Annotated in this window: 18 protein-coding genes; 9 read left to right on the forward strand and 9 right to left on the reverse strand. The window is 69.6% G+C overall.

The window, feature by feature from the left end; all coding sequences use genetic code 11:
• Positions 1-66 precede the first annotated feature (66 nt).
• Together U5A56_RS09060 and gluQRS are read left to right on the forward strand one after the other, a co-directional pair.
• The gene (locus U5A56_RS09060) at positions 67-921 is read left to right on the forward strand and encodes a sulfurtransferase (RefSeq protein ID WP_044844723.1); all 855 of its coding nucleotides are present in this window, start codon (positions 67-69) and stop codon (positions 919-921) included.
• A 22-nt stretch (positions 922-943) separates the two neighbouring features.
• Positions 944-1,837 (forward strand): tRNA glutamyl-Q(34) synthetase GluQRS, encoded by an 894-nt coding sequence (gene gluQRS, locus U5A56_RS09065; protein ID WP_321921935.1) that lies wholly within the window; start codon positions 944-946, stop codon positions 1,835-1,837.
• 283 nt (positions 1,838-2,120) lie between these two features.
• Here gluQRS and U5A56_RS09070 read toward each other — a convergent pair whose 3' ends face one another.
• From U5A56_RS09070 to purT, 4 genes are all read right to left on the reverse strand, one after another.
• The gene (locus tag U5A56_RS09070; RefSeq protein WP_321802105.1) at positions 2,121-3,671 is read right to left on the reverse strand and encodes a DEAD/DEAH box helicase; all 1,551 of its coding nucleotides are present in this window, start codon (positions 3,669-3,671) and stop codon (positions 2,121-2,123) included.
• Positions 3,672-4,117: 446 nt separating this feature from the next.
• Positions 4,118-4,501, reverse strand: coding sequence for an MliC family protein (locus U5A56_RS09075; RefSeq protein WP_124487197.1), 384 nt, complete (start codon positions 4,499-4,501; stop codon positions 4,118-4,120).
• Between the two features lie 91 nt (positions 4,502-4,592).
• Complete coding sequence (locus U5A56_RS09080; protein WP_044844727.1) at positions 4,593-4,787, reverse strand: DUF6726 family protein; 195 nt, start codon at positions 4,785-4,787, stop codon at positions 4,593-4,595.
• Between the two features lie 18 nt (positions 4,788-4,805).
• Entirely contained in the window at positions 4,806-6,020 is a 1,215-nt protein-coding gene (gene purT, locus U5A56_RS09085) for a formate-dependent phosphoribosylglycinamide formyltransferase (RefSeq protein ID WP_257772901.1), read from the reverse strand.
• A gap of 237 nt (positions 6,021-6,257) precedes the next feature.
• Here purT and U5A56_RS09090 point away from each other — a divergent pair, with 237 nt between their 5' ends.
• A complete protein-coding gene (locus U5A56_RS09090) occupies positions 6,258-6,803 on the forward strand; it encodes an META domain-containing protein (RefSeq protein WP_321921938.1) in 546 nt (181 codons plus the stop codon).
• Between the two features lie 180 nt (positions 6,804-6,983).
• The gene (locus U5A56_RS09095; RefSeq protein WP_321921940.1) at positions 6,984-12,041 is read left to right on the forward strand and encodes a DNA translocase FtsK; all 5,058 of its coding nucleotides are present in this window, start codon (positions 6,984-6,986) and stop codon (positions 12,039-12,041) included.
• A gap of 110 nt (positions 12,042-12,151) precedes the next feature.
• Here the strand turns inward: U5A56_RS09095 and U5A56_RS09100 are convergent, their stop codons facing one another.
• Complete coding sequence (locus U5A56_RS09100; protein WP_415749106.1) at positions 12,152-13,399, reverse strand: lactonase family protein; 1,248 nt, start codon at positions 13,397-13,399, stop codon at positions 12,152-12,154.
• 166 nt (positions 13,400-13,565) lie between these two features.
• On the opposite strand from U5A56_RS09100, the gene U5A56_RS09105 reads away from it, so the two are divergent.
• Complete coding sequence (locus U5A56_RS09105; protein WP_044849192.1) at positions 13,566-15,395, forward strand: glycoside hydrolase family 15 protein; 1,830 nt, start codon at positions 13,566-13,568, stop codon at positions 15,393-15,395.
• Positions 15,396-15,603: 208 nt separating this feature from the next.
• Positions 15,604-17,091 (forward strand): polyhydroxyalkanoate depolymerase, encoded by a 1,488-nt coding sequence (locus tag U5A56_RS09110; protein WP_124571307.1) that lies wholly within the window; start codon positions 15,604-15,606, stop codon positions 17,089-17,091.
• Between the two features lie 138 nt (positions 17,092-17,229).
• On the opposite strand, the gene U5A56_RS09115 is transcribed toward U5A56_RS09110, so the two are convergent.
• Entirely contained in the window at positions 17,230-17,862 is a 633-nt protein-coding gene (locus U5A56_RS09115) for a TetR family transcriptional regulator (RefSeq protein ID WP_044849194.1), read from the reverse strand.
• Positions 17,863-18,024: 162 nt separating this feature from the next.
• Between U5A56_RS09115 and rsxB the strand changes: the two genes are divergently transcribed.
• Both rsxB and nth read left to right on the forward strand, forming a co-directional pair.
• A complete protein-coding gene (gene rsxB, locus U5A56_RS09120) occupies positions 18,025-19,020 on the forward strand; it encodes an electron transport complex subunit RsxB (protein ID WP_124521603.1) in 996 nt (331 codons plus the stop codon).
• A complete protein-coding gene (gene nth, locus U5A56_RS09125; RefSeq protein WP_321921945.1) occupies positions 19,017-19,661 on the forward strand; it encodes an endonuclease III in 645 nt (214 codons plus the stop codon). Before rsxB ends, nth begins: the two co-directional genes overlap by 4 nt.
• Before the next feature lie 114 nt (positions 19,662-19,775).
• On the opposite strand, the gene U5A56_RS09130 is transcribed toward nth, so the two are convergent.
• Positions 19,776-20,705: a DMT family transporter gene (locus tag U5A56_RS09130; RefSeq protein WP_321811018.1), complete on the reverse strand. Its 930-nt coding sequence runs from the start codon at positions 20,703-20,705 to the stop codon at positions 19,776-19,778.
• Positions 20,706-20,839: 134 nt separating this feature from the next.
• Between U5A56_RS09130 and U5A56_RS09135 the strand changes: the two genes are divergently transcribed.
• Positions 20,840-21,307: a DUF1841 family protein gene (locus U5A56_RS09135; protein ID WP_374692714.1), complete on the forward strand. Its 468-nt coding sequence runs from the start codon at positions 20,840-20,842 to the stop codon at positions 21,305-21,307.
• 72 nt (positions 21,308-21,379) lie between these two features.
• On the opposite strand, the gene U5A56_RS09140 is transcribed toward U5A56_RS09135, so the two are convergent.
• The gene (locus U5A56_RS09140; protein WP_011885615.1) at positions 21,380-21,739 is read right to left on the reverse strand and encodes a c-type cytochrome; all 360 of its coding nucleotides are present in this window, start codon (positions 21,737-21,739) and stop codon (positions 21,380-21,382) included.
• A 40-nt stretch (positions 21,740-21,779) separates the two neighbouring features.
• Entirely contained in the window at positions 21,780-22,139 is a 360-nt protein-coding gene (locus U5A56_RS09145; protein WP_011352793.1) for a c-type cytochrome, read from the reverse strand.
• Positions 22,140-22,161 lie beyond the last annotated feature (22 nt).

The following is a 22,161-nucleotide window of genomic DNA, read 5'->3' on the forward strand; positions in this document are numbered from 1 at the left end:
CACCCTTTTTTGCGGGGCCACCGTGCGCCCGCCGCACGGTCGCGGCCGTTTTCCCGTCGGACCATCATGACCATCGTCAACCTCGCCGCCTACCACTTCGTGTCGCTCGACGCGACCGAGCAATGGCGCCCGCTCGTCACCGCCCGCTGCAACGAACTCGGCCTGCGCGGCACGATCCTGCTCGCGCCGGAAGGCATCAACCTGTTCATCGCCGGCCCGCGCGACGCGACCGACGCATTCATCGACTACCTCCGCCACGATCCGCTGTTCGAAGGCAAGTTCGCGACGCTGCAGTTCAAGGAGAGCCTGTCCGACTCGCAGCCGTTCCGCCGGATGCTCGTGCGCCTGAAGCGCGAGATCATCACGATGAAGAAGCCCGCGATCAAGCCGGAGCTCGGTCGCGCGCCGTCGGTCGACGCGCACACGCTGAAGGCGTGGCTCGACCGCGGCCACGACGACGCCGGCCGCCCGGTCGTGATGCTCGACACGCGCAACGCGTTCGAAGTGGACGTCGGCACGTTCGACGACGCGCTCGACTACCGGATCGACAAGTTCAGCGAGTTTCCGGAAGTGATCGACGCGAACCGCGCCGATCTCGAGGGCAAGACGGTCGTGTCGTTCTGCACCGGCGGCATCCGCTGCGAGAAGGCGGCGATCCACATGAAGGAAATCGGCATCGAGAACGTGTACCAGCTCGAGGGCGGGATCCTGAAGTACTTCGAGGAAGTCGGCGGCGCGCACTATCACGGCGACTGCTTCGTGTTCGACTACCGCACCGCGCTGAACCCGCAACTGCAGCCGACCGAGAACGTCACGTGCTTCGCGTGCCGCGCGGTCGTCACGCCGGAAGCCCAGCAAGCGCCGAGCTACGTGCCCGGCAAGTCGTGCCCGGCCTGCGCGCAGGCAGCCAGCGCCGCGTAAGCGCGCGTCGCACCGCGTCCCGATGAACGGCTACCGCGGCCGCTTCGCGCCGTCGCCCACCGGCCCGCTGCATTTCGGCTCGCTGGTCGGCGCGCTCGCGAGCTGGCTCGACGCGCGCGCGCACGGTGGCGCATGGCTCGTGCGCATCGAGGACATCGACGGCCCGCGCACGGTGCCCGGCGCCGCCGACGACATCCTCGCGACGCTCGCGCATTTCGGCATGACGCCCGACGAGCCGCCCGTGTGGCAAAGCACGCGCGAGGCCGACTATGCGGCCGCGCTCGAACGGCTCGTCGCCGCGGGGCTCGTCTATCCGTGCGGCTGCACGCGCAAGGAAATCGCCGATTCGCTGCGCGCCGCGCACGAGCGCCACACGACGCTCGCCTACCCGGGCACGTGCCGCACCGGCCTGCACGGCAAGCCCGCCCGCGCGTGGCGGCTGCGCGTGCCGGACGGCGACGCGGCGCTCGTCACGTTCAACGACCGCTGGCAGCACACTCAAGCGCAGAACCTCGCGACCGAGGTCGGCGATTTCGTGCTGAAGCGCGCCGACGGCCAATGGGCGTATCAGCTCGCGGTCGTGGTCGACGATGCCGACGCGGGCATCACGCACGTCGTGCGCGGCGCCGACCTGCTCGACTCGACCGCGCGCCAGATCTACCTGCAGCGCTGTCTCGGCGTGCCGACGCCGGCGTACCTGCACGTGCCCGTCGTCGTCGACGCGAACGGCGAAAAGCTCAGCAAGCAGACGGGCGCGATCGCGCTCGAGCGCGACGATCCGCTGCCGGCGCTGCGCGCCGCCGCCGCGCATCTCGGCCTGTGGGCCGATGGCGATCCGTCGATCGATACGCTCGATGCGTTCTACGCGGCCGCGACCGATGCGTGGGCGCGTCGCTTCGGGCCACGCGCCGGTTGAGAGGCGCTCGCGGGACACCCGTTCGTGTCGACCGCGTTCCTGCGTCCGTCAGCGGTGAGTCCGGTCGCATGCAAGCGTGATGGCAGCCTGAACGGAACGCCCGCCGGCGACACGGCATCGGACTAGTCCTGCAGGCTGCCCCGCCCCACGCGGCAAGTCGTCGCCCATCTCGCCCGCTCCTTCACGAATCGTCTCGCCCAATGAAAAACGGGCACATGCTCATCGCATGTACCCGTTTCCGCGGCAGCGCTCGCGCGCCGCACCGACCGCCTGAACCGCCCGCTTACGCCGACGGCTTGCGCGGCATCCCGAAGCCGCCCAGCAGCGCGGCGACCTGACGCTTCGGCCCCTTCTTCTCGGGCTGCTGCGCGGACTTGGTCTCTTCCGGCTGTTTCGCCGGCGCCGACGGTTCGTACGGCTTCAGGAAGAAGTCGTCGACCGGCGCCTCGTGGCGACGGTGATGGCCGCGCTCGGACCCGCCCGGACGACGCCCCGACGCGCCGCGATGCTCGTCGCGATCGCGACGGCCGCCGCGATCACCGCGCTCACTACGGTCGCCCCCGCGCTCGCCGCCACGATCGTCGTGACGATGGCGCGCCGGCTTGTCGAGCGCGAGCGTCTGCACCTCGAGCGGACGCTTGATCAGTTTTTCGATATCGGCGAGCTGCTTGCGCTCGTTCGGGCTGCACAGCGACAGCGCATCGCCCGTCGCACCCGCGCGGCCCGTGCGGCCGATCCGGTGCACGTAGTCTTCCGCGTTGAACGGCAGGTCGAAGTTGATCACGGCCGGCAGTTCGGCGATGTCGAGGCCGCGCGCGGCCACGTCGGTCGCGACCAGCGCCTCGATCTCGCCGCGCTTGAACGCGTCGAGGGCCTGCATCCGCTCGATCTGCGTCTTGTCGCCGTGGATCGCCGACGCGACCACGCCGTCGCGCTCGAGGTTGCGGGCCAGCCGGCTCGCGCCGATCTTGCTGTTGCAGAACACGATCACCTGCTTGAGCCCGCGATCGCGCAGCAGCTGCACGACAGCGGCCTGCTTGTCGCCTTCGGCGACGTCGTAGACGATCTGCGTGACGTTCGCGTTGGTCGAGTTGCTGCGCGCGACCTCGATCGTCTGCGGGTTGCGCAGGTAGGTCGACGCGAGCTTCTTGATTTCCGGCGAGAAGGTGGCCGAGAACAGCAGCGTCTGGCGTTCCTTCGGCAGCAGGTTCAGGATGCGCTGCAGGTCCGGCAGGAAGCCCATGTCGAGCATCCGGTCGGCCTCGTCGAGCACGAGCATCTGCACCTGCCCGAGGTTCGCGGTCTTCTGCTGCACGTGGTCGAGCAGGCGGCCCGGCGTCGCGATCAGGATCTCGACGCCGCGGCGCAACTCGGCCATCTGCGGGTTCATGTCGACGCCGCCGAACACGACCGCGCTGCGCAACGGCGTGTGCTTCCCGTACGCATGCACGTTCGCGGCGACCTGGTCGGCGAGCTCGCGGGTCGGCGTGAGGATCAGCGCGCGCACCGGGTGGCGCGCGGGTGATGCGCTCGTGTTGGCCTGCGGCAGCAGGCGCTGGAGGATCGGCAGCGAGAAACTCGCGGTCTTGCCGGTGCCCGTTTGCGCGGCGCCCATGACGTCGCGGCCGGCGAGCACGACCGGAATGGCCTGCGCCTGGATCGGCGTCGGCGTCGTATAGCCCTGCTCCGCAATGGCTTTCAGGATATCGGCGGCAAGGCCGAATTGATCGAAGGTTGCGTCGACTGGCTTGGCGACAGAATCGGACATGGTGGCGTTTCGCTCAAAAGGCGCGGCGGGGACTTCGTGCGTCAGGCCGGCCGGGCCTGCGCTCATCACATTTCGGAAGTAGACGGAGCCGCGGCGCGCCGCGCGGCGCCGCTCTGGCGCTCGGGACCGGTTCAATTCGAACAGCGGGCGCCACAGGCCGTGCGGACTCCGTTCGGCGCGAATGCCGGCGGAAAGGGCCGTATTGTAGCACTGCGCAGCAATCTGTCCGTGACAACGCCGCGAACGGCCCCGGCGGCGGCTCACGGCGTGCGCCGGCAGGCCGGCGCGGGGCGGATGCGTCGTGCGATCGGGCTATCTCGATCGGCTGATGGTGGAAATACGGGGTCGAATCTCGGGCATCTGCCGCGGGGCAGCTGCCGCGAGGAATCAACCGGCGGCCGGCGAGCCCGGGCGCCGCCGGCGCCACCTTCCGGTCCGAGGTCGAACCCGGCTGCCCGCATCGATCGCGGCAACCGGCACGCCCGCGCGGCGTAGCCGATCGCGCGCCGCGTTCAACCCTTCTTCTTTTTCTTCTTCTCGACCTGCACGCAGTCGCCCAGCAGCGGTGCCGCGTTCTGGTCGGCGATCTCGTCGCGCAGCGTCCCTTCCTTGCCCTTCGTCCACCAGGTATAGCGTCCGGCCTGGTAACGCGCGCCCGACGCCGAAACGGTATCGACGAACAGCAGCTGCTGCCCGTTGACCGGCACCAGCGCGAAGCTCTGGCCGTTGCCCGCGCGCCAGTACGACACGCGTACCGGCTGCTTCTGGTTCGCGCACTGATAGAGGGTCTGCACGCGCGCATCGGCGTCGATCTCCTCGACGGTCAGTTGCGCGGCCTGCGCGACGGAAACGGCGGTGCCGGCCAGCGCGAGCGCGGCAAGGGTGTGGCGAATCATGCAGTTCCTCTCACGAGACGGGTGGAAGCAGCCCTCGCGGGACGCGCGATTGTCGTTGGTTATGGTTGGCTACGGATCGAGGGTTCGCCGGTCAGGGATCGATGACGTCGGCGCACGCGTCGGTCGGCGCGGCCGCGACGTGGCCGACGAGCGGCACGATCTTCAGCCCGGCCGATGCGACCCGGCACGGCGCGGCCGCGAGGCCGCACCCCGCGAGACTCGCGACCAGCGCCAGCGCGGCGCCCAGCTTGCCGAGCCGTCCGATCCGCTGCCATGTCGACGCCATCGCGCTCTCCTGGTCCGGTCAGCGTGCCGACACGGGCCGCACGGCCGCCGCGGCGCGCTTCGCGCGTTCGCGGGCTTCGTCGACGGTCGCGCCGGTCGCGAGCGCGACGCCCATGCGCCGCTTCGCGAAGCTTTCCGGTTTGCCGAACAGGCGCAGGTCGGCGCCCGGCACGGCCAGCGCGTCGCGCACGCCCTCGAACGCGATACCGCGCTCGTCGAGCCCGCCGTAGATCACCGCGGACGCGGCCGGCGAGCCGAGCGTCGGATCGACCGGCAGCCCGAGAATCGCGCGCGCGTGCAATTCGAACTCCGACTGGCGCTGCGATGCGAGCGTGACGAGGCCGGTGTCGTGCGGCCGCGGGCTCACCTCGGAGAACCAGACTTCGTCGCCGCGCACGAACAGCTCGACGCCGAACAGCCCGCGCCCGCCGAGCGCCTCGGTCACCTTGTGCGCGATCTCGCGCGACTTTTCCAGCGCGACGGCGCTCATCGGCTGCGGCTGCCACGATTCGACGTAGTCGCCCGCCACCTGCACGTGGCCGACCGGCTCGCAGAAGTAGGTGCGCGTCTCGAGCGTCGCGGGGTCGATCGCGCGCACGGTCAGCTGCGTGATCTCGTAGTCGAAATCGACGAAGCCCTCGACGATCACGCGGCCGTGGTTCACGCGGCCGCCCGCCATCGCGTAGTCCCAGGCGGGCTTCACGTCGGCCTCGGTCCGCACGACCGACTGTCCCTTGCCCGACGACGACATCACCGGCTTCACGACGCACGGCATGCCGATCTTCGCGACGGCCGCGCTGAACGCGTCGAACGAATCGGCGAACGCGTACGGCGAAGTTGCCAGCCCGAGTTCCTCGGCCGCGAGACGGCGAATGCCTTCGCGGTTCATCGTGAGCTGCGTCGCGCGTGCGGTCGGGATCACCTCGGCCAGGCCGGCCGCCTCGATCGCCGCGAGCGCATCGGTTGCGATCGCCTCGATCTCCGGCACGATCAGGTGCGGACGCTCGGCCTCGACGACCGCGCGCAGCGCGGCGGCGTCGGTCATGTCGATCACGTGCGCGCGATGCGCGACCTGATGGCCCGGTGCGTCCGGATAGCGGTCGACCGCGACGACTTCGACGCCGAGCCGCTGCAACGCGATGATGACTTCCTTGCCGAGTTCGCCCGCGCCGAGCAGCATGACGCGCGTGGCCGAGGGTGAGAGCGGCGTACCGAGCCGCTGACCGATCTGCATGTGATTTCCCGCTGGTTCTGTTGGAGGACGAAAACGGCTTCGATGTTAACACGCACACCCGACGCACACCTCACGCGCACCCGCGCCGGTCCGGCCGGTTTCGTCGCATCGCCCCCCGCAGCGCGAGGCTCGCGGGCGGATTGCGAACGTTTTCACGCGCGAAGTGTCGGCTCGCCTCGCGCGGGGCGGGTGCGTTACTCTTACGCCTTGATCAGAATCCGATGAGGAACGAGGCTCATGTCCCACCTGTCCGCCGCCGCACGCGCACGCACCGGCCTGCTTCGCCCGCTGCGCGCGCCGCTCTGCGCGTTGACGCTTGCCACGCTTCTCGCCGCCTGCGCGATGCCGACCCACCCCGATTCCGCCGCCCCCGCACCCGACCCGTACAACCCCGCCGCCGTCCAGCTGCTCGACGACACGAGCTGGGAGCTCACGAGCTGGGTGAACGCCGACGGCACGCCGCGCACGATTCCGCACGGCGACAACGGCGAGCCGATCAAGCTCGCGCTGTCCACCGAAGCGGGCGTCCGGCGCGCCAGCGGCTTTTCGGGCTGCAACCGCTATACGGGAACCTATGCGCTGAAGAACGGCCTGCTGAGCTTCGGGCCGCTCGCCGGCACGCGCATGGCATGCACGAACACGCTCGGCGGCCAGCTCGAGCACGCGTACCTCGATGCGCTCGCGCACATCGGGAAGACCGGCGTGCAGATGCGCGAGCCGCAGCAGTTGCAGATCGTGACCGAAGCCGGCGCGACGCTGACCTTCGCGCGCCGGAGCCCCTGATGCAGCGCGCGGGCGAAGGCCGATCGGCCGCCTTCGCCGCGCGCGGATCCCGGACGCATGCGTCCCGCGGCCTGGAAGCGCTTCGACGCCTTCAAACTGCCTTAGAGTCCTGTTCGTCGGCCGGTTAAACTCGGCGGGTCGCGCACCGCGCTCCCCGCCCTCTTCCTGTTTCATCAAAGCATGCACACGGTTGTCTTCGGCTGGTTCGGCATCTCCGCCGTCTGGTTCCTCCTTCTCATCTGGCGTCTCGTTCAGGCGATGCTGCCCGGCGGCGGCGGACTCGCCGGCCGCGGCTCGATTCGCCTGTGGCTCGGCTTCGCGGCCGTGTTCGTCGCGAGCTGCGCGCTGACGAGCCCGCTGTCGGGCCCCGACTCGAATGCGCTCGGCCACGCGTTCTCGAACGGCTTCGCGCATGTGCTCGGCCCGATCGGCACGCCGGTCGCGATGGTCGTGCTGTTCTTCGCGGGCCTGCCGTGGCTGACCGGCATCGGCTGGCGGCAGTTCGCCGCCTGGGTCGACACGTCGTTCGGCGTCAAGCTCGCGCGCGACGTCGACGACGACGACGTGCGCGGCGTTGCCGACCTGCCGCGCAGCGCGCTGCATCGCGACGACGACATCGTGCAGCCGACCACCGCCCATACCGTCAACTCGATGGCGCCGCGGCAAAACGGCCGGTATTCGCGCCCGACGTTGTGGAAGCCCGATCCGCAGGCGCGGCCGAAGCCGCGCAGCAAGCCCGCGCCGCGTCCGCTCGCCGAGCCGGTCGCGCCGACGGGCTGGCTGAAGCCGACGTCGGCCAATCGCATGCCGCCGCCGCCCGCACCGGGCGCAACGAGCGCCATGCCGCCCCCGACGACCGGCAGCACCGCCAGCCTCGCGCGCGCCGCCGCGAACAGCCAGGTGCCGCGCCCGAGTCCGGCCCCGCTGCCGGCCGGGTTCGAGCCCGTGCGGCCGCAACCGACCGCCGCGCGACCGGCCGCAGCCGCGCTGAAGCAACCGGCCGCGCCGCGCACCGCGGTCACGCCGCGCCCGGCCGCCGCGACGCCGCCGCGCACGCCCGCCCGCCCGGTGACGGGCGTCGGCGCCGCCGGCCAGTCGCCGGACGCCGCACGACGCCGCCCCGCGCCGCCGGCCCCGGCACGCGCGCCGCTCTACGCGTGGGTGCAACAGCCCGCGGAGCCGATTACGCCAGCACCGAGCGTTCACGACACGCTGCGCTCGATCGAAGCCAGTACCGCGCAGTGGGCGACGCTGGACGGTGTGCGGCAGGCCGATGCGTCGTCGGCGCCGGCCGCCGCGGCGACCGTGGCCGGCGCGGTTGCAGCGGCGGGCAGCGTCGCCGCGTCGGCGTCGACGGCCGTACCGGCCGGGATCGTTGCGAACGCGCATCAGGCCGCGCCCCGCGACGCAGTCCGTCCGGACGCGCACGAAGCCGCGCCGGCCTATGACGACGCACCGATCGTGCTGGATGCATTCATGCCGGCGGAGCCGAGCATGCGCGTGCCTGCCGTCGATACGGATGGCGTGGCATTCGACGAGGCCGTGACGCCATCCGACGACGCACCGATCGTGCTGGATGCGTTCATGCCGGCCGAGCCGGGCGTGCGCGTACCTGCTGTCGATACGGGTACCCCGGTGTTCGGCGAGGCCGTGCGGCATGCCATGCCGGATCCCGGCGTCGAAACCGATGCGCCGACGCGTCACGCGGACCGCGAGCATCGGCATGGCGCCGATGCACCAGCCGCGCCGGCATTCGATGCCCCGATCGACTTTGCGCCTTGGGAAGACATCGTCAGCCCGCCGGTTTCCGGGCTCGGCGCGTCGCATGAAAGCCCGATTGCCGTGCCACCGTCGGACGCGGACGAGTCGGTGGCCGAGAGCGCAGCGGTCGAGACGCCTTCGGCCGCTGTCACGTCGACCGTAAGCGCCACGGGCCGCACCGTCGATGCGAAGGATACGGCAACGGCCGCCGGAATTGCCGGCCAGGTCCAATCGCAAGCTACGGCGCTTGCCGATACCGCCGTATCGGTCGTCGCGAAAGAACACGCGCACGCGACGCAGGATGTCGTGAAGCCGGTCCAGCCGGTCACGCCGCCTCCCCTCTCCGCTTCGTCGATCGCGGCAACGCCGACGCAGCCGCGTGCCGATGCAGTGCCCGTCGCAGCAGCGACGACGGCAGCCTCGGCCGCGTCGAACACGGCACCGGCCGGCGCCGTGACGGGAACGGTCTGGCACGCGGCAGCAAAGCACGGTGGCGAAACCGCTCCGTTGCCTGCAGGCATGCAACGCGCCACGCCACCGGCACCGGCGGCACCGGCCACCGCGGTCATGGAACCTGCGTCCGTCGACGCCGCGCCCTCCCCCGCATCATGGTCGAAGCCTTTGTCCGCTGAGCCCTTCGCTGGCGCGCAGACGACCTCGGCAGCTGACGCGTCGTCGCCCGTCGGCAGCGCATCCGGTTCTGCCGCGCCGGTGCCCGCGAACACGCCGAACAGCACACCTGTCGCGGCAGCGCCTGCGTTTACCGGCATGACAAACCCGGGCGCCGGTTCGCTGTCGCGACCGGCCGCATCGGAATCGTCTGTTGCACCTGCTGCTCCCATTGCACCGTCCACGCCGGTGAGTGTCACGGGTACTGCGTACGGTTCCGGCATTCACGCGCCGGCTGCCGCGGCGTCGACGATCGACGCCACGGATCCGGCATCGAGCACGATCACGCCGGCGCCCTCACCGACGACGCCTGCCCGAACGCCTTCGACAAGTGCCGCCGCCCCGTCCGCCGCGCAGGCGTCCGCACCCGCTCCGACCGCGGCAGCGGCGACATCCGCCCCCATGCCCGTGACTGGCGTCTCCGACCTGACAACGGCACAACCTTTTGCGGCCGCGCCAAACGCAGCCGCTGCGGCTTCCGCCCTGACGTCTGCGGCGGGCGCTTCCGGCCCGGCCACCGCGCAGCCTTTCGCATCCGCGCCGACCGTGGCAGCCGCCACGGCGCCCGCATCGACCGGCACGTCCTTCAGCGCAACCGGATCGCAACCTGCGCAACGCACGCCGGTGTCGCCTGCCGCCGCGTCTTTCGCCTCGTCGGGCAGCGCATTGGCCGCAACGTCGACCGCATCGGCGACGCCTTCGGCAGCATCGACCACCCGCATGCCTGGCGGTTCGGCATTCGGTGTGCCGGCCGCGACGACTGGAGCGACGCAGACGACAACCGGCGCCGCGCCTGTCGCTGCCACTGCCTTCGCCCAGACACCGTCTTCCGGCGCACTCGCCCCGATGAACACGGTCGCCGTTGCCGCGCCCGCCGCGTTCGGCGCCACGCCTGCCGCGACAAATGGCGCGACGGCATCCTTCGCCGCTGCCCCGGCCACGACGGCACCGGCCGCGTCGCCGACTTCCGCGCCCCCGTCGGTCTCGGCATTGCCGACCTACTCCGCGCCGGGCGGCTCCGTCGACACGGCGACACCGGCGCAATCCATCGCGTCCGCACCGCTGCCGCAGGCCCCGTCGTTCACCACCCCGCCGGCTCCCGCCGCTGCGCCGGCGAGTTGGTCCATGTCCGACATCGGCACGACGCCCGCGACAACCGGCATCACGATCCCGGCCGCCACGACCGTGCCGCTTCCGACCGCAACGCCTCCCGCGGCCACCGTGCCGCCGGCACCGGCGGAATCGGGCGCCCCGGCCGCCGACGCATCGGCCGCGCCCGCGCGCCAGCCGCGCCCGAACGCGTTCGAATTCCACGCACCCGCGTCGTTCAACGTGGAGCTGCCGACGCTCGACCTGCTCGAGCCCGCGTCCGACGACGTCGAAACGATCACCGAGGAACACCTCGCGCAGACGGCCCAGGTCATCGAGCAGCGCCTGCAGGAGTTCAAGGTGCCGGTGACGGTGGTCGGCGCATCGGCCGGCCCGGTGATCACGCGCTTCGAGATCGAACCCGCGCTCGGCGTGCGCGGCAGCCAGATCGTCGGCCTGATGAAGGACCTGTCGCGCGGCCTCGGCCTCACGTCGATCCGCGTCGTCGAGACGATTCCCGGCAAGACCTGCATGGGCCTCGAGCTGCCGAACGCGAAACGCCAGATGATCCGCCTGTCGGAAATCCTCGAGTCGCGCCAATACCAGCATTCGGCGTCGCAGCTGACGATCGCGATGGGCAAGGACATCACCGGCCACCCGGTCGTCACCGATCTCGCGAAGGCGCCGCACATGCTGGTCGCCGGCACGACGGGTTCGGGCAAGTCGGTCGCGATCAACGCGATGATCCTGTCGCTGCTGTACAAGGCGACGCCCGAGGACGTGCGGCTGATCATGATCGACCCGAAGATGCTCGAGCTGTCGGTCTACGAAGGCATCCCGCACCTGCTCGCGCCGGTCGTCACCGACATGAAGCTCGCGGCGAACGCACTGAACTGGTGCGTCGGCGAAATGGAGAAACGCTACCGGCTGATGTCGGCCGTCGGCGTGCGCAATCTCGCGGGCTTCAACCAGAAGATCCGCGACGCGGAGGCGAAGGAAAAGAAGATCGGCAACCCGTTCTCGCTGACGCCCGACGATCCCGAGCCGCTGTCGAAGCTGCCGCTGATCGTCGTCGTGATCGACGAGCTGGCCGACCTGATGATGGTCGCCGGCAAGAAGATCGAGGAGCTGATCGCCCGTCTCGCGCAAAAGGCGCGCGCGGCCGGCATCCACCTGATCCTCGCGACCCAGCGCCCGTCCGTCGACGTGATCACCGGCCTCATCAAGGCGAACATCCCGACGCGCGTCGCGTTCCAGGTGTCGTCGAAGATCGACTCGCGCACGATCCTCGACCAGATGGGCGCCGAATCGCTGCTCGGCCAGGGCGACATGCTGTTCCTGCCGCCGGGCACGGGCTACCCGCAGCGCGTGCACGGCGCGTTCGTCGCGGACGAGGAAGTGCACCGGATCGTCGAATACCTGAAGCAGTTCGGCGAGCCGCAGTACGAGGAAGGGATTCTGGACGGCCCGGCCGCCGACGGCGCGACGCAGGACCTGTTCGGCGAAGCGCCGGATGCGGAGGCCGATCCGCTGTACGACGAAGCGGTCGCGTTCGTCGTGCGCACGCGGCGCGCGTCGATCTCGTCGGTGCAGCGCCAGTTGCGCATCGGCTACAACCGCGCCGCGCGCCTCGTCGAGCAGATGGAGGCGGCCGGACTGGTGTCGCCGATGGGCATCAACGGCAGCCGCGAGGTGCTCGTGCCGGCCGCGGCCGACTGAGCATGGCGGCCGCACGGCCGCCGACGATCGATCCGGGCGCCCCGCGCAAGCGGCCGCCCGGACGAACAAGGGCGCTGCCTCGGCAGCGCCCTTTTTTCATGAACGGCGCTTTACAGCGCCGCCGGCACCAGCTTGAAGTCGACCGGGCTGCCGACCGCCACCTTCTGCGGATTCGCGCCGAGCTGCCCCGTCTGGACGTCGCGGCTGAACACGTAGAACGTGTCGCTGTCCTGGTTGCCGACGATCAGCCACTTGCCGGTCGGATCGATCAGGAATTCACGCGGCGTCCTGCCGAGGCTCGACTGGCGCCCGACGGTCTTCAGCCGGCCGTCGGCCTGGTTCACCGCGTAGATCACGATTTCGTTCACGTCGCCGCGATTGCTCGCGTACAGGAAGCGGCCGTCCGGCGACAGGTGGAGCGCGCCGCCGCCGACCTTGCCCTTGAAGCCCGGCACCGTCATCGGCAGCGTCTCGACCGGTGTCAGCTTGCCGTCGCGGTAGCCGAACACCTCGACCGACGCGTTGAGTTCGCTCGTCACGTACGCGAACCGGCCGTCGGCGCTGAATACCATGTGACGCGGGCCGGAGCCGGCCTTCACCGGCGTGTAGCGCGTGTCGGTCGGGCTGATCAGCCCGCGGCTGCCGTCCACCGTGTAGCGGTAGCCGTAGAGCTTGTCCGCGCCGAGGTCCTGCACGAACAGGTAGCGGCCGTCGGGCGAGAACACCGTCGAGTGCACGTGCGCGCCGTCCTGGCGCCCCTTCACGGGCCCCTTGCCCTCGTGATGCACCGTCAGCACGGCCGGGCCGGCCGCGCCGCCGTCGCGGATCGGGAACACGGCGAAGCTGCCGCCCGGATCGGCCGCGACCGAGTAGTTGGCCGTGACGAGGTACTTGCCGTCCGGTGACAGCGCGAGATAGCAAGGATCGTTCCCTTCCGACGACACGCGGTCGATGAACGTGAGCGCCCCCGTCTTCGGATCGAAGCCGAACGCGCTGATGCCGCCGCGCTGCGCGGCCGGCCCGTTGTCGCCGGGCAGTTCGTTGACCGCGTAGACGGTGCGACCGTCGCGGCTCGGCAACAGGTAGGACGGATTCACGGTCTTCGCCGACGACACGGGCGCGATGCTGCCCGTTTTCGTATCGAAGCGGTACACGTAGATCCCGTCGCTGCCGTGCCCCGTATAGGTGCCGACGAGCAGGTTGTAGACGCCGTCGGCCGGTGCCGGCGATTGTTGCGCGAAGGCGTGGGTCGCGGACAAGGAAAGCACGAGCGCGAAACCTTTCATCCAGTGAGCGAACCTAAGCGGGAACCCTCGTGTCGAAGCGCGCGCGTCACGCTCGCGTAAACGGTTGGGCATTGAATCCTCCTTGCATCGAGTCGCTTCAAGTGTTGAGATAGGACGAAACGCCGGCCGTTCATGCGCTCCGCCGCCCGGGCGAGTATACGGGGCGCGACGCCGGCGCGTGAAGCCCGGGCGCCGCAGCCCTGCATCGTGAACTCGAATATCCAAGGACCGCTTGCCCATGCCCGCCCTGATCGAAGACTACGCCCTCGTCGGCGACGGCCACACCGCCGCGCTGATCTCGAAAGACGGCTCCGTCGACTGGCTGTGCTGGCCCCGCTTCGATTCGGGCGCCTGTTTCGCGGCGCTGGTCGGCACGCCCGAGCACGGCCGCTGGCTGCTCGCGCCGGCCGCCGACGCCGCGATCACGCACACGACGCGCCGCTATCGCGGCGACACGCTGATCCTCGAAACCGACTACGAAAGCGCCGACGGCGCGGTCACCGTGATCGACTTCATGCCGCCCGGCAACGGCTGGTCCGAACTGGTGCGGATCGTCGTCGGCCGCCACGGCACGATGAAGATGCGCATGGAACTGGTGTTGCGCTTCGACTACGGTTTCTCGATCCCGTGGGTCACGCAGCTGACGCGCGAGGACGGCATGAAGGCGATCGCCGGCCCCGATACCGTCGTGCTGCGCACGCCGGTGCCGCTCACCGGCAAGAACCTCCATACGCTCGCGGAATTCACGGTGAGCGCCGACGAACGTGTGCCGTTTTCGCTCAGCTATGCGGCGTCGCACCTGCGGCTGCCGCCCGCGCGCGATCCGCTATCGATGCTCGCGCGCACCGAGAACTACTGGCTCGAATGGTCGGGCCGCTGCCAGGTGCAGGGCCGCTACGCGGCCGCCGTGCGCCGTTCGCTGATCACGCTGAAGGCGCTCGCGTACGAGCCGACCGGCGGCATCGTCGCGGCGCCGACCACGTCGCTGCCCGAGAAGATCGGCGGCAACCGCAACTGGGACTACCGCTACTGCTGGCTGCGCGACGCGACGATCACGCTGCTCGCGCTGATGCGCGGCGGCTATTACGACGAGGCGCGCGCGTGGCGCACGTGGCTCGGCCGCGTGATGGCCGGCTCGCCCGAGCAGATCCAGATCATGTACGGGATCGCGGGCGAGCGCCGGCTGCCGGAAATGGAGCTCGACTGGCTGCCCGGCTACCAGGATTCGAAACCGGTGCGCGTCGGCAACGGCGCCGCGAACCAGCTCCAGCTCGACGTGTTCGGCGAAGTGATGGCCGCGCTGCACCTCGCGCGCGTGGGCGGCCTGCAGGCCGACGACACGGTGTGGTCCGTCCAGTGCTCGCTGCTCGACCATCTCGAGAAGATCTGGCGGGAACCCGACGAGGGCATCTGGGAAACGCGCGGCGGCCGCCGCCACTTCACGTTCTCGAAGGTGATGGCGTGGGTCGCGTTCGACCGCGCGATCAAGTCGGCGGAGATGTTCCGGCTGCCCGCGTCGCTCGACCGCTGGCGCGCGCTGCGCGACCGGATCCACGCGGACGTGTGCGACAACGCATGGCATGAAGGCAAACAGGCGTTTGCCCAGAGCTACGGCAGCGACGAGCTCGACGCGAGCGTGCTGCTGCTGCCGCTGCTCGGCTTCCTGCCGCCGGAAGACCCGCGCATCGTCGGCACGGTCGACGCGATCGAGCGGGAATTGCTGCACGACGGCCTCGTGATGCGCTACCGCACTACCGAGTACGACGACGGCCTGCCGCCGGGCGAAGGCACGTTCCTCGCGTGCAGCTTCTGGCTGGTCGACAACTACGCGCTGCTCGGCCGGATCGACGACGCGCATCGGCTGTTCAGCCGGCTGCTCGCGCTGTCGAACGACCTCGGGCTGCTCGCCGAGGAATACGATCCGGTCGATGGCCGGCTCGTCGGCAATTTCCCGCAGGCGTTCTCGCACGTGGCGCTCGTGCATACCGCGATGAACCTGATGCACCACGAAGAGGCGATGGCGCGCGCGGCCGGCCAGCCGGCACCGGCCGTGGCGACGGGGCGCTGACCGGGGGTGGAGCGGCTTCTTCAGAGATCGTCAATTCGCAAACGTTTGATGAAAAATCGGAAAAATGTTGCATTGCAACATTGATCGTTGTCCGATATGATCGACTCGATTGTCCGGCCGCACTGCAACATGGCCGGTCGCTGACCCACACGGCACGCCGCGACGCCACACGCCCCTGCGCACCGTCCCCCAAGCGGGAGTAGTCTGCATGCTTTACCAACTGCACGAATTCCAGCGGGCGATGCTGAGCCCGCTCACGGCCTGGGCCCAGGCCGCCTCCAAGTCGTTCGCCAATCCGTCCAGCCCGTTCTCGCTGATGCCCGGCGCGCCGCGGATGGCCGCCGCGTACGAACTGATGTACCGGCTCGGCAAGGATTACGAGAAGCCCGAATTCAACATTCACCAGATCGTCAAGGACGGCCACAACATCCCGATCGTCGAGCAGACGATCATCGAGAAGCCGTTCTGCCGGCTGCTGCGTTTCAAGCGCTATTCGGACGACGCCGATGCCGTCACGCAGCTGAAGGACGAGCCGGTCGTGCTGGTCTGCGCGCCGCTGTCGGGCCACCACTCGACGCTGCTGCGCGACACCGTGCGCACGCTGCTGCAGGATCACAAGGTGTACATCACCGACTGGATCGATGCGCGGATGGTGCCGGTCGAGGTCGGCCCGTTCCACCTGCACGACTACATCGCGTACATCCAGGAATTCATCCGCCACATCGGCGCACGCAACCTGCACGTGATCTCCGTGTGCCAGCCGACCGTGCCGGTGCTCGCGGCAATCTCGCTGATGGCGAGCCGCGGCGAGGACACGCCGCTCACGATGACGATGATGGGCGGCCCGATCGACGCGCGCCGCAGCCCGACGTCGGTGAACTCGCTCGCGACGCAGCACTCGACCGCGTGGTTCGAGAACAACGTGATCCACACGGTGCCCGCGAACTATCCGGGCGAAGGCCGCCACGTGTATCCGGGCTTCCTGCAGCACACGGGCTTCGTCGCGATGAACCCGGAACGTCACGCGCAATCGCACTGGGACTTCTACCAGAGCCTGCTGCGCGGCGACGAGGACGACGCCGAGGCGCACCGCCGCTTCTACGACGAGTACAACGCGGTGCTCGACATGGCGGCCGAGTACTACCTCGAGACGATCCGCGTCGTGTTCCAGGAATTCCGGCTCGCGGAAGGCACGTGGGATGTCGAAGGCGAGCGCGTGCGTCCGCAGGACATCAAGCACACCGCGCTGATGACGATCGAGGGTGAACTCGACGACATCTCGGGCAGCGGCCAGACGCACGTCGCGCACGAGCTGTGCACGGGCATCCCGCAGGACGACCGCCGCAGCCTGACCGCCGAGAAGTGCGGTCACTACGGGATCTTCTCGGGCCGCCGCTGGCGCACGATCATCTATCCGCAGTTGCGCGACTTCATCCGCGAGCATGCGCCGGAACCGAAGAACGGCACGACGAAGTTGCCTCCCGATGCACAGGACGCGACCACGATCGGCGCCGTGCCGGCCGCCACGCCGCAGCCTGAAACGACGGCGCGCGCCACCGCCGCGAAACGCACGCGCCCGAAAGCGCCGGCCGTGACGGTCGCACCCGCCAGGACGGCCGTCGCGAAGGCCGCCCCTGCCGCGAAACGCGCAGGCAGCACGCGCGCCAAGCCCGCGCGGGCGCGCAAGGCCGCCTGACGCACCGCGTCCCGACGCAAAAACGCCGCCGTTGCTTGCGCACGGCGGCGTTTTTTTATCCGGCGGTCGCGCTCGCGGCGACTCATCGATTCATCGGCGCGTCGGTTCATCGGCGCGTCGGTTCGACGGTTCGTCGACTCAGCGCCGCAGCAGATACGCGAGCAGCAACTCGGTGTTCATCCTGACCATCTCCGCGCGCTCGTCGGCTTCGCTGAAGTCGCGGCCGAGCGTCGCGGCGAGCGTGAAGCGGTTCGACACGATGTAATAGCCGAGCCCCGACAGCGTCACGTAGAAGCGCAGCGGATCGACGTCGCTGCGGAACAGCCCGGCCTTCTGGCCGCGCATCAGCACGTTGCCGAGCTTCGCGACGATCGGCGACATCATCTCGCGGATCCGCGTCGACTTGTGCAGGTAGCGCGCTTCGTGCAGGTTCTCGTTGTTGATGAGCCGCAGCAGCTCGGGATGATCGCGGTAGTAGTCCCACACGAAATGCGCGAGCCGCGTGACGGCCTCGACGGGCGCGACGCCATCCAGATCGAGCACGCGCTCGGCCTCGGTCAGCGCGGAGAACGCGTGTTCGAGCACGGCCGTAAACAGCTGCTCCTTGCTGCCGAAGTAGTAATAGAGCATGCGCTCGTTGGTCTCGGCCCGGCGCGCGATCTGGTCGACGCGTGCGCCGAACAGCCCTCCACCCGCGAACTCTTCGGCTGCCGCCATCAGGATGCGGCGGCGTGTACCTTCAGGATCTCTTTTGATTTTTGGCTGATTCATGGTGGCGTTTTGCTATGTGAGCCGCGTGATCCTGATCCGGACCGGCACCCCCACCGCCTCGGCGCCGGCTGCCCTGGAACGAGCGCGCCGCATGCGGCCGCCCTCCTGCTGAGCCCCTGCAAAAAAGCGGTTCGATTATGCGCACAGACAGCGTCCAGCGCAATGCGGGAAATCGGCGATAATCAAGGTTTGGCAAACCTTTCCGGCCGCGCCAGACGCGGCCGAGAGCCATTCGGCGCTGCTGCGCCCGTTGTCACCGTGACCGATTCCAAGACCCTCGCGGATCGCATCGAAGATCTGCTTCCCCAGACGCAATGCACGAAGTGCGGCTATAACGGCTGCCGTCCGTACGCCGAAGCGATCGCCGCCGGCGACGCGAACTACAACCAGTGCCCGCCCGGCGGCGCCGAAGGCATCGCACGCCTCGCGCGCCTGCTCGGCAAGCCCGTGATCCCGCTGAATCCCGTCAACGGCGCCGAGCATCCGCGCGCCGTCGCGTTCATCGACGAAAGCCTGTGCATCGGCTGCACGCTGTGCATGCAGGCGTGCCCGGTCGACGCGATCATCGGCGCACCGAAACAGATGCACACGATCGTCGAATCGCTGTGCACGGGCTGCGACCTGTGCGTACCGCCCTGCCCGGTCGACTGCATCGCGATGGTCCCCGTGACCGACGAGCGCACCGGCTGGGACGCGTGGTCGCAGGAACAGGCGGACGCCGCGCGCGAGCGCCACGACCGCCGGCTCGCGCGCCAGCGTCGCGAACGCGAGGCCGCCGAGGCGCGCGCCGCCGCCCGCCGCGCGGCCAGCGCCGGCGCCGGCGCGGCCAAGGCTGCGCCGGCCGCGGAACAGCCGGGCGCACCGGGCGCGGCACCAGCCGACGACGCCGACGCGAAGAAGCGCGCGATCATCGCCGCCGCGCTCGAACGCGCACGCAAGAAGAAGGAAGAACTGTCCGGGCAAGGCGCCGGGCCGAAGAACACCGAAGGCGTGAGCGCGGCCGTGCAGGCGCAGATCGACGCGGCCGAAGCCCGCCGCAAGCGGCTCGCCGAACAGCAGGCGCAGCGCGACGCCGAGGCCGCCGGCGACACCCGCGACGATCCGAACCACGACGACCGGAACGGCCCGTCCGCGCCGCCCGACAAGAACCGTCCATGAACGCCACGAAACGACGCGCGATCTACGAAACGCTGCAAAGCCTCAATCCGCATCCGACCACCGAGCTCGAATACACGACGCCGTTCGAGTTGCTGATCGCGGTGATGCTGTCCGCGCAGGCGACCGACGTGTCGGTCAACAAGGCGATGCGCAAGATGTTCCCGGTCGCGAACACCCCGCGACAAATCGTCGCGCTCGGTGAAGAAGGTGTCGCCGACTACATCAAGACGATCGGCCTGTACCGCACCAAGGCGAAGAACGTGATCGCGACGTGCAACATCCTGCTCGAGCGCTACGACGGCGAGGTGCCGGCCGATGGCGAAGCGCTCGAGAGCCTGCCGGGCGTCGGCCGCAAGACCGCGAACGTCGTGCTGAACACCGCGTTCGGCCAGCCGACGATCGCGGTCGACACGCACATCTTCCGCGTCGCGAACCGCACGGGGCTCGCGCCGGGCAAGGACGTGCGGGCCGTGGAGGCCGCGCTCGAGAAGTTCACGCCGAAGGAATTCCTGCAGGACGCGCATCACTGGCTGATCCTGCACGGACGCTATGTGTGCAAGGCGCGCAAGCCCGAATGCTGGCACTGCGTGATCGAGCCGCTGTGCGAATTCCGGCCGAAGACGCCGCCGCCGAACGAGTGAGCGTCAGCCGCGGCTGACGCCCTGCACGCGGCCGCTCGTGCCGCTCGTGCCGAGGGCAGCGCGCGGCACGACCAGCGGACGCCATTGCGGCGCCCGCGGCTTGTCCCTGCCCTGCTATGCGTTGGACGTCGCCGTCGCGTCGTCGGCCGCCGCGCCGCCCGCGCGCACGAGCGCGAGCACGGCCGCGAGGATCGCGACGCCGCCGATCCACTGCAACGGCGACAGCGCCTCGCCGAACAGCAGCGCCGCGAGCGCGACCGTCACGACCGGCTCGAGCGTCGACAGCATCGACGTGCGCGCGGCCCCCAGCCGCTCGAGCCCGGCGAAGAACGCGAGCATCGCGGCGACCGTCGACACCAAGGCGATCGCGAGCATCGACGCCCAGCCGGCAGCCGTCGCCGGCCAGCGCGGCGGCGCGCCGAACGCCGCGGTCCGCACGATCGCGATCGCGACGAGCGTCGCGGTCGCCGACAGGCAGATGATGGCGGTCGTCGCGAGCGGATCGACGCCGCGCGTCGCCTTCGTGCCGCCGACGATGTACAGCGAATAGATCACCGCGGCGGCCAGCGCGAGCGCGATGCCGAGCGGCTCGCCGTGGCCGCCGCCGACCATCAGCGCGGAGCCCGCGACGCAAAGCACGAGCGCGACCGCCTTCGCGCGCGTGAGGCGCTCGCCGAGCCACCATGCGGCCAGCAGCGTGACAAAGGCCGGATACAGGTACAGCAGCAAGGCGACGAGGCTCGCCTGCGCATGCTGGAGCGCACTGAAATAGCAGAACGACTGCCCGACATAGCCGAGCGCCCCCATCGCCACGAGCGGCGCGAGCGTGCGGCCGCGCGGCCATGCGACGCGGCGGTGCCGCGCGATCGCGGCAAGGATCGCACCGCCGATCGCGAAGCGCACGATCAGCAGCCCGAGCACGTCGACGCCGGCCGCATACGCATAGCGGCCGAAGATCGCCATCGCGCCGAACGCGGCGGCGGACAACGCGACATAGAGCGCGCCCTGTAGCGCGGCGGACGATGAGCGGACGGTGGCGGACATGATGGAGTGGTGCGAGCGCGACGACGGGAATCGTCGGAGTGTAGCGGCGCGGCGGCCGGCAGCCTAGCCCGCGCTTACCCGTTGCGCGGCGGCCAGCGCCGCACGCCGACCCGGCGTACAATGCGCGACGCGGCATGACGCCGCCCGAATCACGACGTTTCCCCACCATGTTCAATCCGAGTCGCGACGAAGTCCGTCGCTTTTTCACCGAGACCTGGCGCAAGCAGCGCGCCGGCGAGATCCTGACGCCGCTGGAAGCGATGGCAGCCGACTGGATCGTCGAGCATCCGGAATACCACGACGACCTCGCGGACGCCGACGGCGCCGCCGCGCGCAACTACACGCCGGAGGAAGGCCGCACGAACCCGTTCCTGCATCTGTCGATGCACCTCGCGATCAGCGAGCAGCTGTCGATCGACCAGCCGCCCGGCATTCGCGCCGCGCACGACAAGCTGGCCGCGAAGCTCGACTCGACCCACGAGGCGCAGCACATGATCATGGAGTGCCTCGGCGAGACGATCTGGGAAGCGCAGCGCACCGGCACGCCGCCCGATACGGACGCGTACCTGCAGCGCATCCTGCGCCGCGCGTCGCGCGACTGAGCGCCGCGGACAAAAAAATACCCCGCCGCGGCGGGGTATTCCGGCTGCACGGACCGGCAAGGTCCGGCGCGCTTACTTCTTGAAGACGAGATCCGTCTCTTTCAGCGACTCGATGTAGGCCGCGATGTCCTTCATGTCGCTGACCGACAGGTTCTGCACCTGCGCCTGCATGATCGCGTTGTTGCGACCGAGCAGCGGGTTCGTCAGCCCCATCTGGTACTGGCGCATCGCCCACACGAGGTAGTCGGCGTGCTGGCCCGCGAGGCGCGGATATTCTGCGTTGATCGGCTTGTTCAGCTGCGCGCCGTGGCAGGCCGCGCAGTTGTGCGACTCGACCAGCTCCTTGCCCTTCGTGGTGTCCGCCGCATGCGCGGTACCGATCGCGAGGCCGGCCGCCAGTGCAACCGCCGCCGTCTTGAATGCGTTGTTCATGAATGCTCCTGTCCCGCCGGTCAGATCGGCGGCGCGCGCTTTACTTGTAGGGATTGTCCTTCGTGTCGGCCTTCTGGACGGCGTAGTAAGCCGCCAGATCCGCGATGTCCTGGTCCGTCAGCGAACCGGCGATCGCGTTCATCGACGGGAAGTGACGATCTTTCTTGCGGTAGGCCTTCAGCGCGTTCTCGAGGTATTGCTGGTTCTGGCCGCCGAGGACGGGCACCCGGTAGACCTCCGGATACGCCGCGCGGTAATCCTGGATGCCGTGGCAACCGATACACATGGCGGCCTTGCTTGCCCCGTCCTTCGGGTTGCCGACCACACCGGCCGCCTGCGCGCTGCCCGCGAGCGCCACGAGCGCTGCGACAACGACGTGTTTGCCGACGAATTTGTTCATAGCTCTTGTAACCTAGCTTGAG

Origin of the sequence: Burkholderia sp. BCC1998 (assembly GCF_905339875.1) — a bacterium.
Lineage (GTDB): Bacteria > Pseudomonadota > Gammaproteobacteria > Burkholderiales > Burkholderiaceae > Burkholderia.

Excerpts from the sequence above, each read along its gene's own strand:
- U5A56_RS09095 (WP_321921940.1), top strand. The coding sequence starts at position 6,984 with ATGCACACGGTTGTCTTCGGCTGGTTCGGCATCTCCGCCGTCTGGTTC.
- U5A56_RS09080 (WP_044844727.1), bottom strand. The coding sequence starts at position 4,787 with ATGGCGTCGACATGGCAGCGGATCGGACGGCTCGGCAAGCTGGGCGCC.
- nth (WP_321921945.1), top strand. The coding sequence starts at position 19,017 with ATGAACGCCACGAAACGACGCGCGATCTACGAAACGCTGCAAAGCCTC.
- purT (WP_257772901.1), bottom strand. The coding sequence starts at position 6,020 with ATGCAGATCGGTCAGCGGCTCGGTACGCCGCTCTCACCCTCGGCCACG.
- U5A56_RS09105 (WP_044849192.1), top strand. The coding sequence starts at position 13,566 with ATGCCCGCCCTGATCGAAGACTACGCCCTCGTCGGCGACGGCCACACC.
- U5A56_RS09090 (WP_321921938.1), top strand. The coding sequence starts at position 6,258 with ATGTCCCACCTGTCCGCCGCCGCACGCGCACGCACCGGCCTGCTTCGC.
- U5A56_RS09140 (WP_011885615.1), bottom strand. The coding sequence starts at position 21,739 with ATGAACAACGCATTCAAGACGGCGGCGGTTGCACTGGCGGCCGGCCTC.
- rsxB (WP_124521603.1), top strand. The coding sequence starts at position 18,025 with ATGCGGGAAATCGGCGATAATCAAGGTTTGGCAAACCTTTCCGGCCGC.
- U5A56_RS09130 (WP_321811018.1), bottom strand. The coding sequence starts at position 20,705 with ATGTCCGCCACCGTCCGCTCATCGTCCGCCGCGCTACAGGGCGCGCTC.
- U5A56_RS09135 (WP_374692714.1), top strand. The coding sequence starts at position 20,840 with ATGACGCCGCCCGAATCACGACGTTTCCCCACCATGTTCAATCCGAGT.
- U5A56_RS09145 (WP_011352793.1), bottom strand. The coding sequence starts at position 22,139 with ATGAACAAATTCGTCGGCAAACACGTCGTTGTCGCAGCGCTCGTGGCG.
- U5A56_RS09115 (WP_044849194.1), bottom strand. The coding sequence starts at position 17,862 with ATGAATCAGCCAAAAATCAAAAGAGATCCTGAAGGTACACGCCGCCGC.
- U5A56_RS09110 (WP_124571307.1), top strand. The coding sequence starts at position 15,604 with ATGCTTTACCAACTGCACGAATTCCAGCGGGCGATGCTGAGCCCGCTC.
- gluQRS (WP_321921935.1), top strand. The coding sequence starts at position 944 with ATGAACGGCTACCGCGGCCGCTTCGCGCCGTCGCCCACCGGCCCGCTG.
- U5A56_RS09075 (WP_124487197.1), bottom strand. The coding sequence starts at position 4,501 with ATGATTCGCCACACCCTTGCCGCGCTCGCGCTGGCCGGCACCGCCGTT.
- U5A56_RS09100 (WP_415749106.1), bottom strand. The coding sequence starts at position 13,399 with ATGCCCAACCGTTTACGCGAGCGTGACGCGCGCGCTTCGACACGAGGG.
- U5A56_RS09060 (WP_044844723.1), top strand. The coding sequence starts at position 67 with ATGACCATCGTCAACCTCGCCGCCTACCACTTCGTGTCGCTCGACGCG.
- U5A56_RS09070 (WP_321802105.1), bottom strand. The coding sequence starts at position 3,671 with ATGAGCGCAGGCCCGGCCGGCCTGACGCACGAAGTCCCCGCCGCGCCT.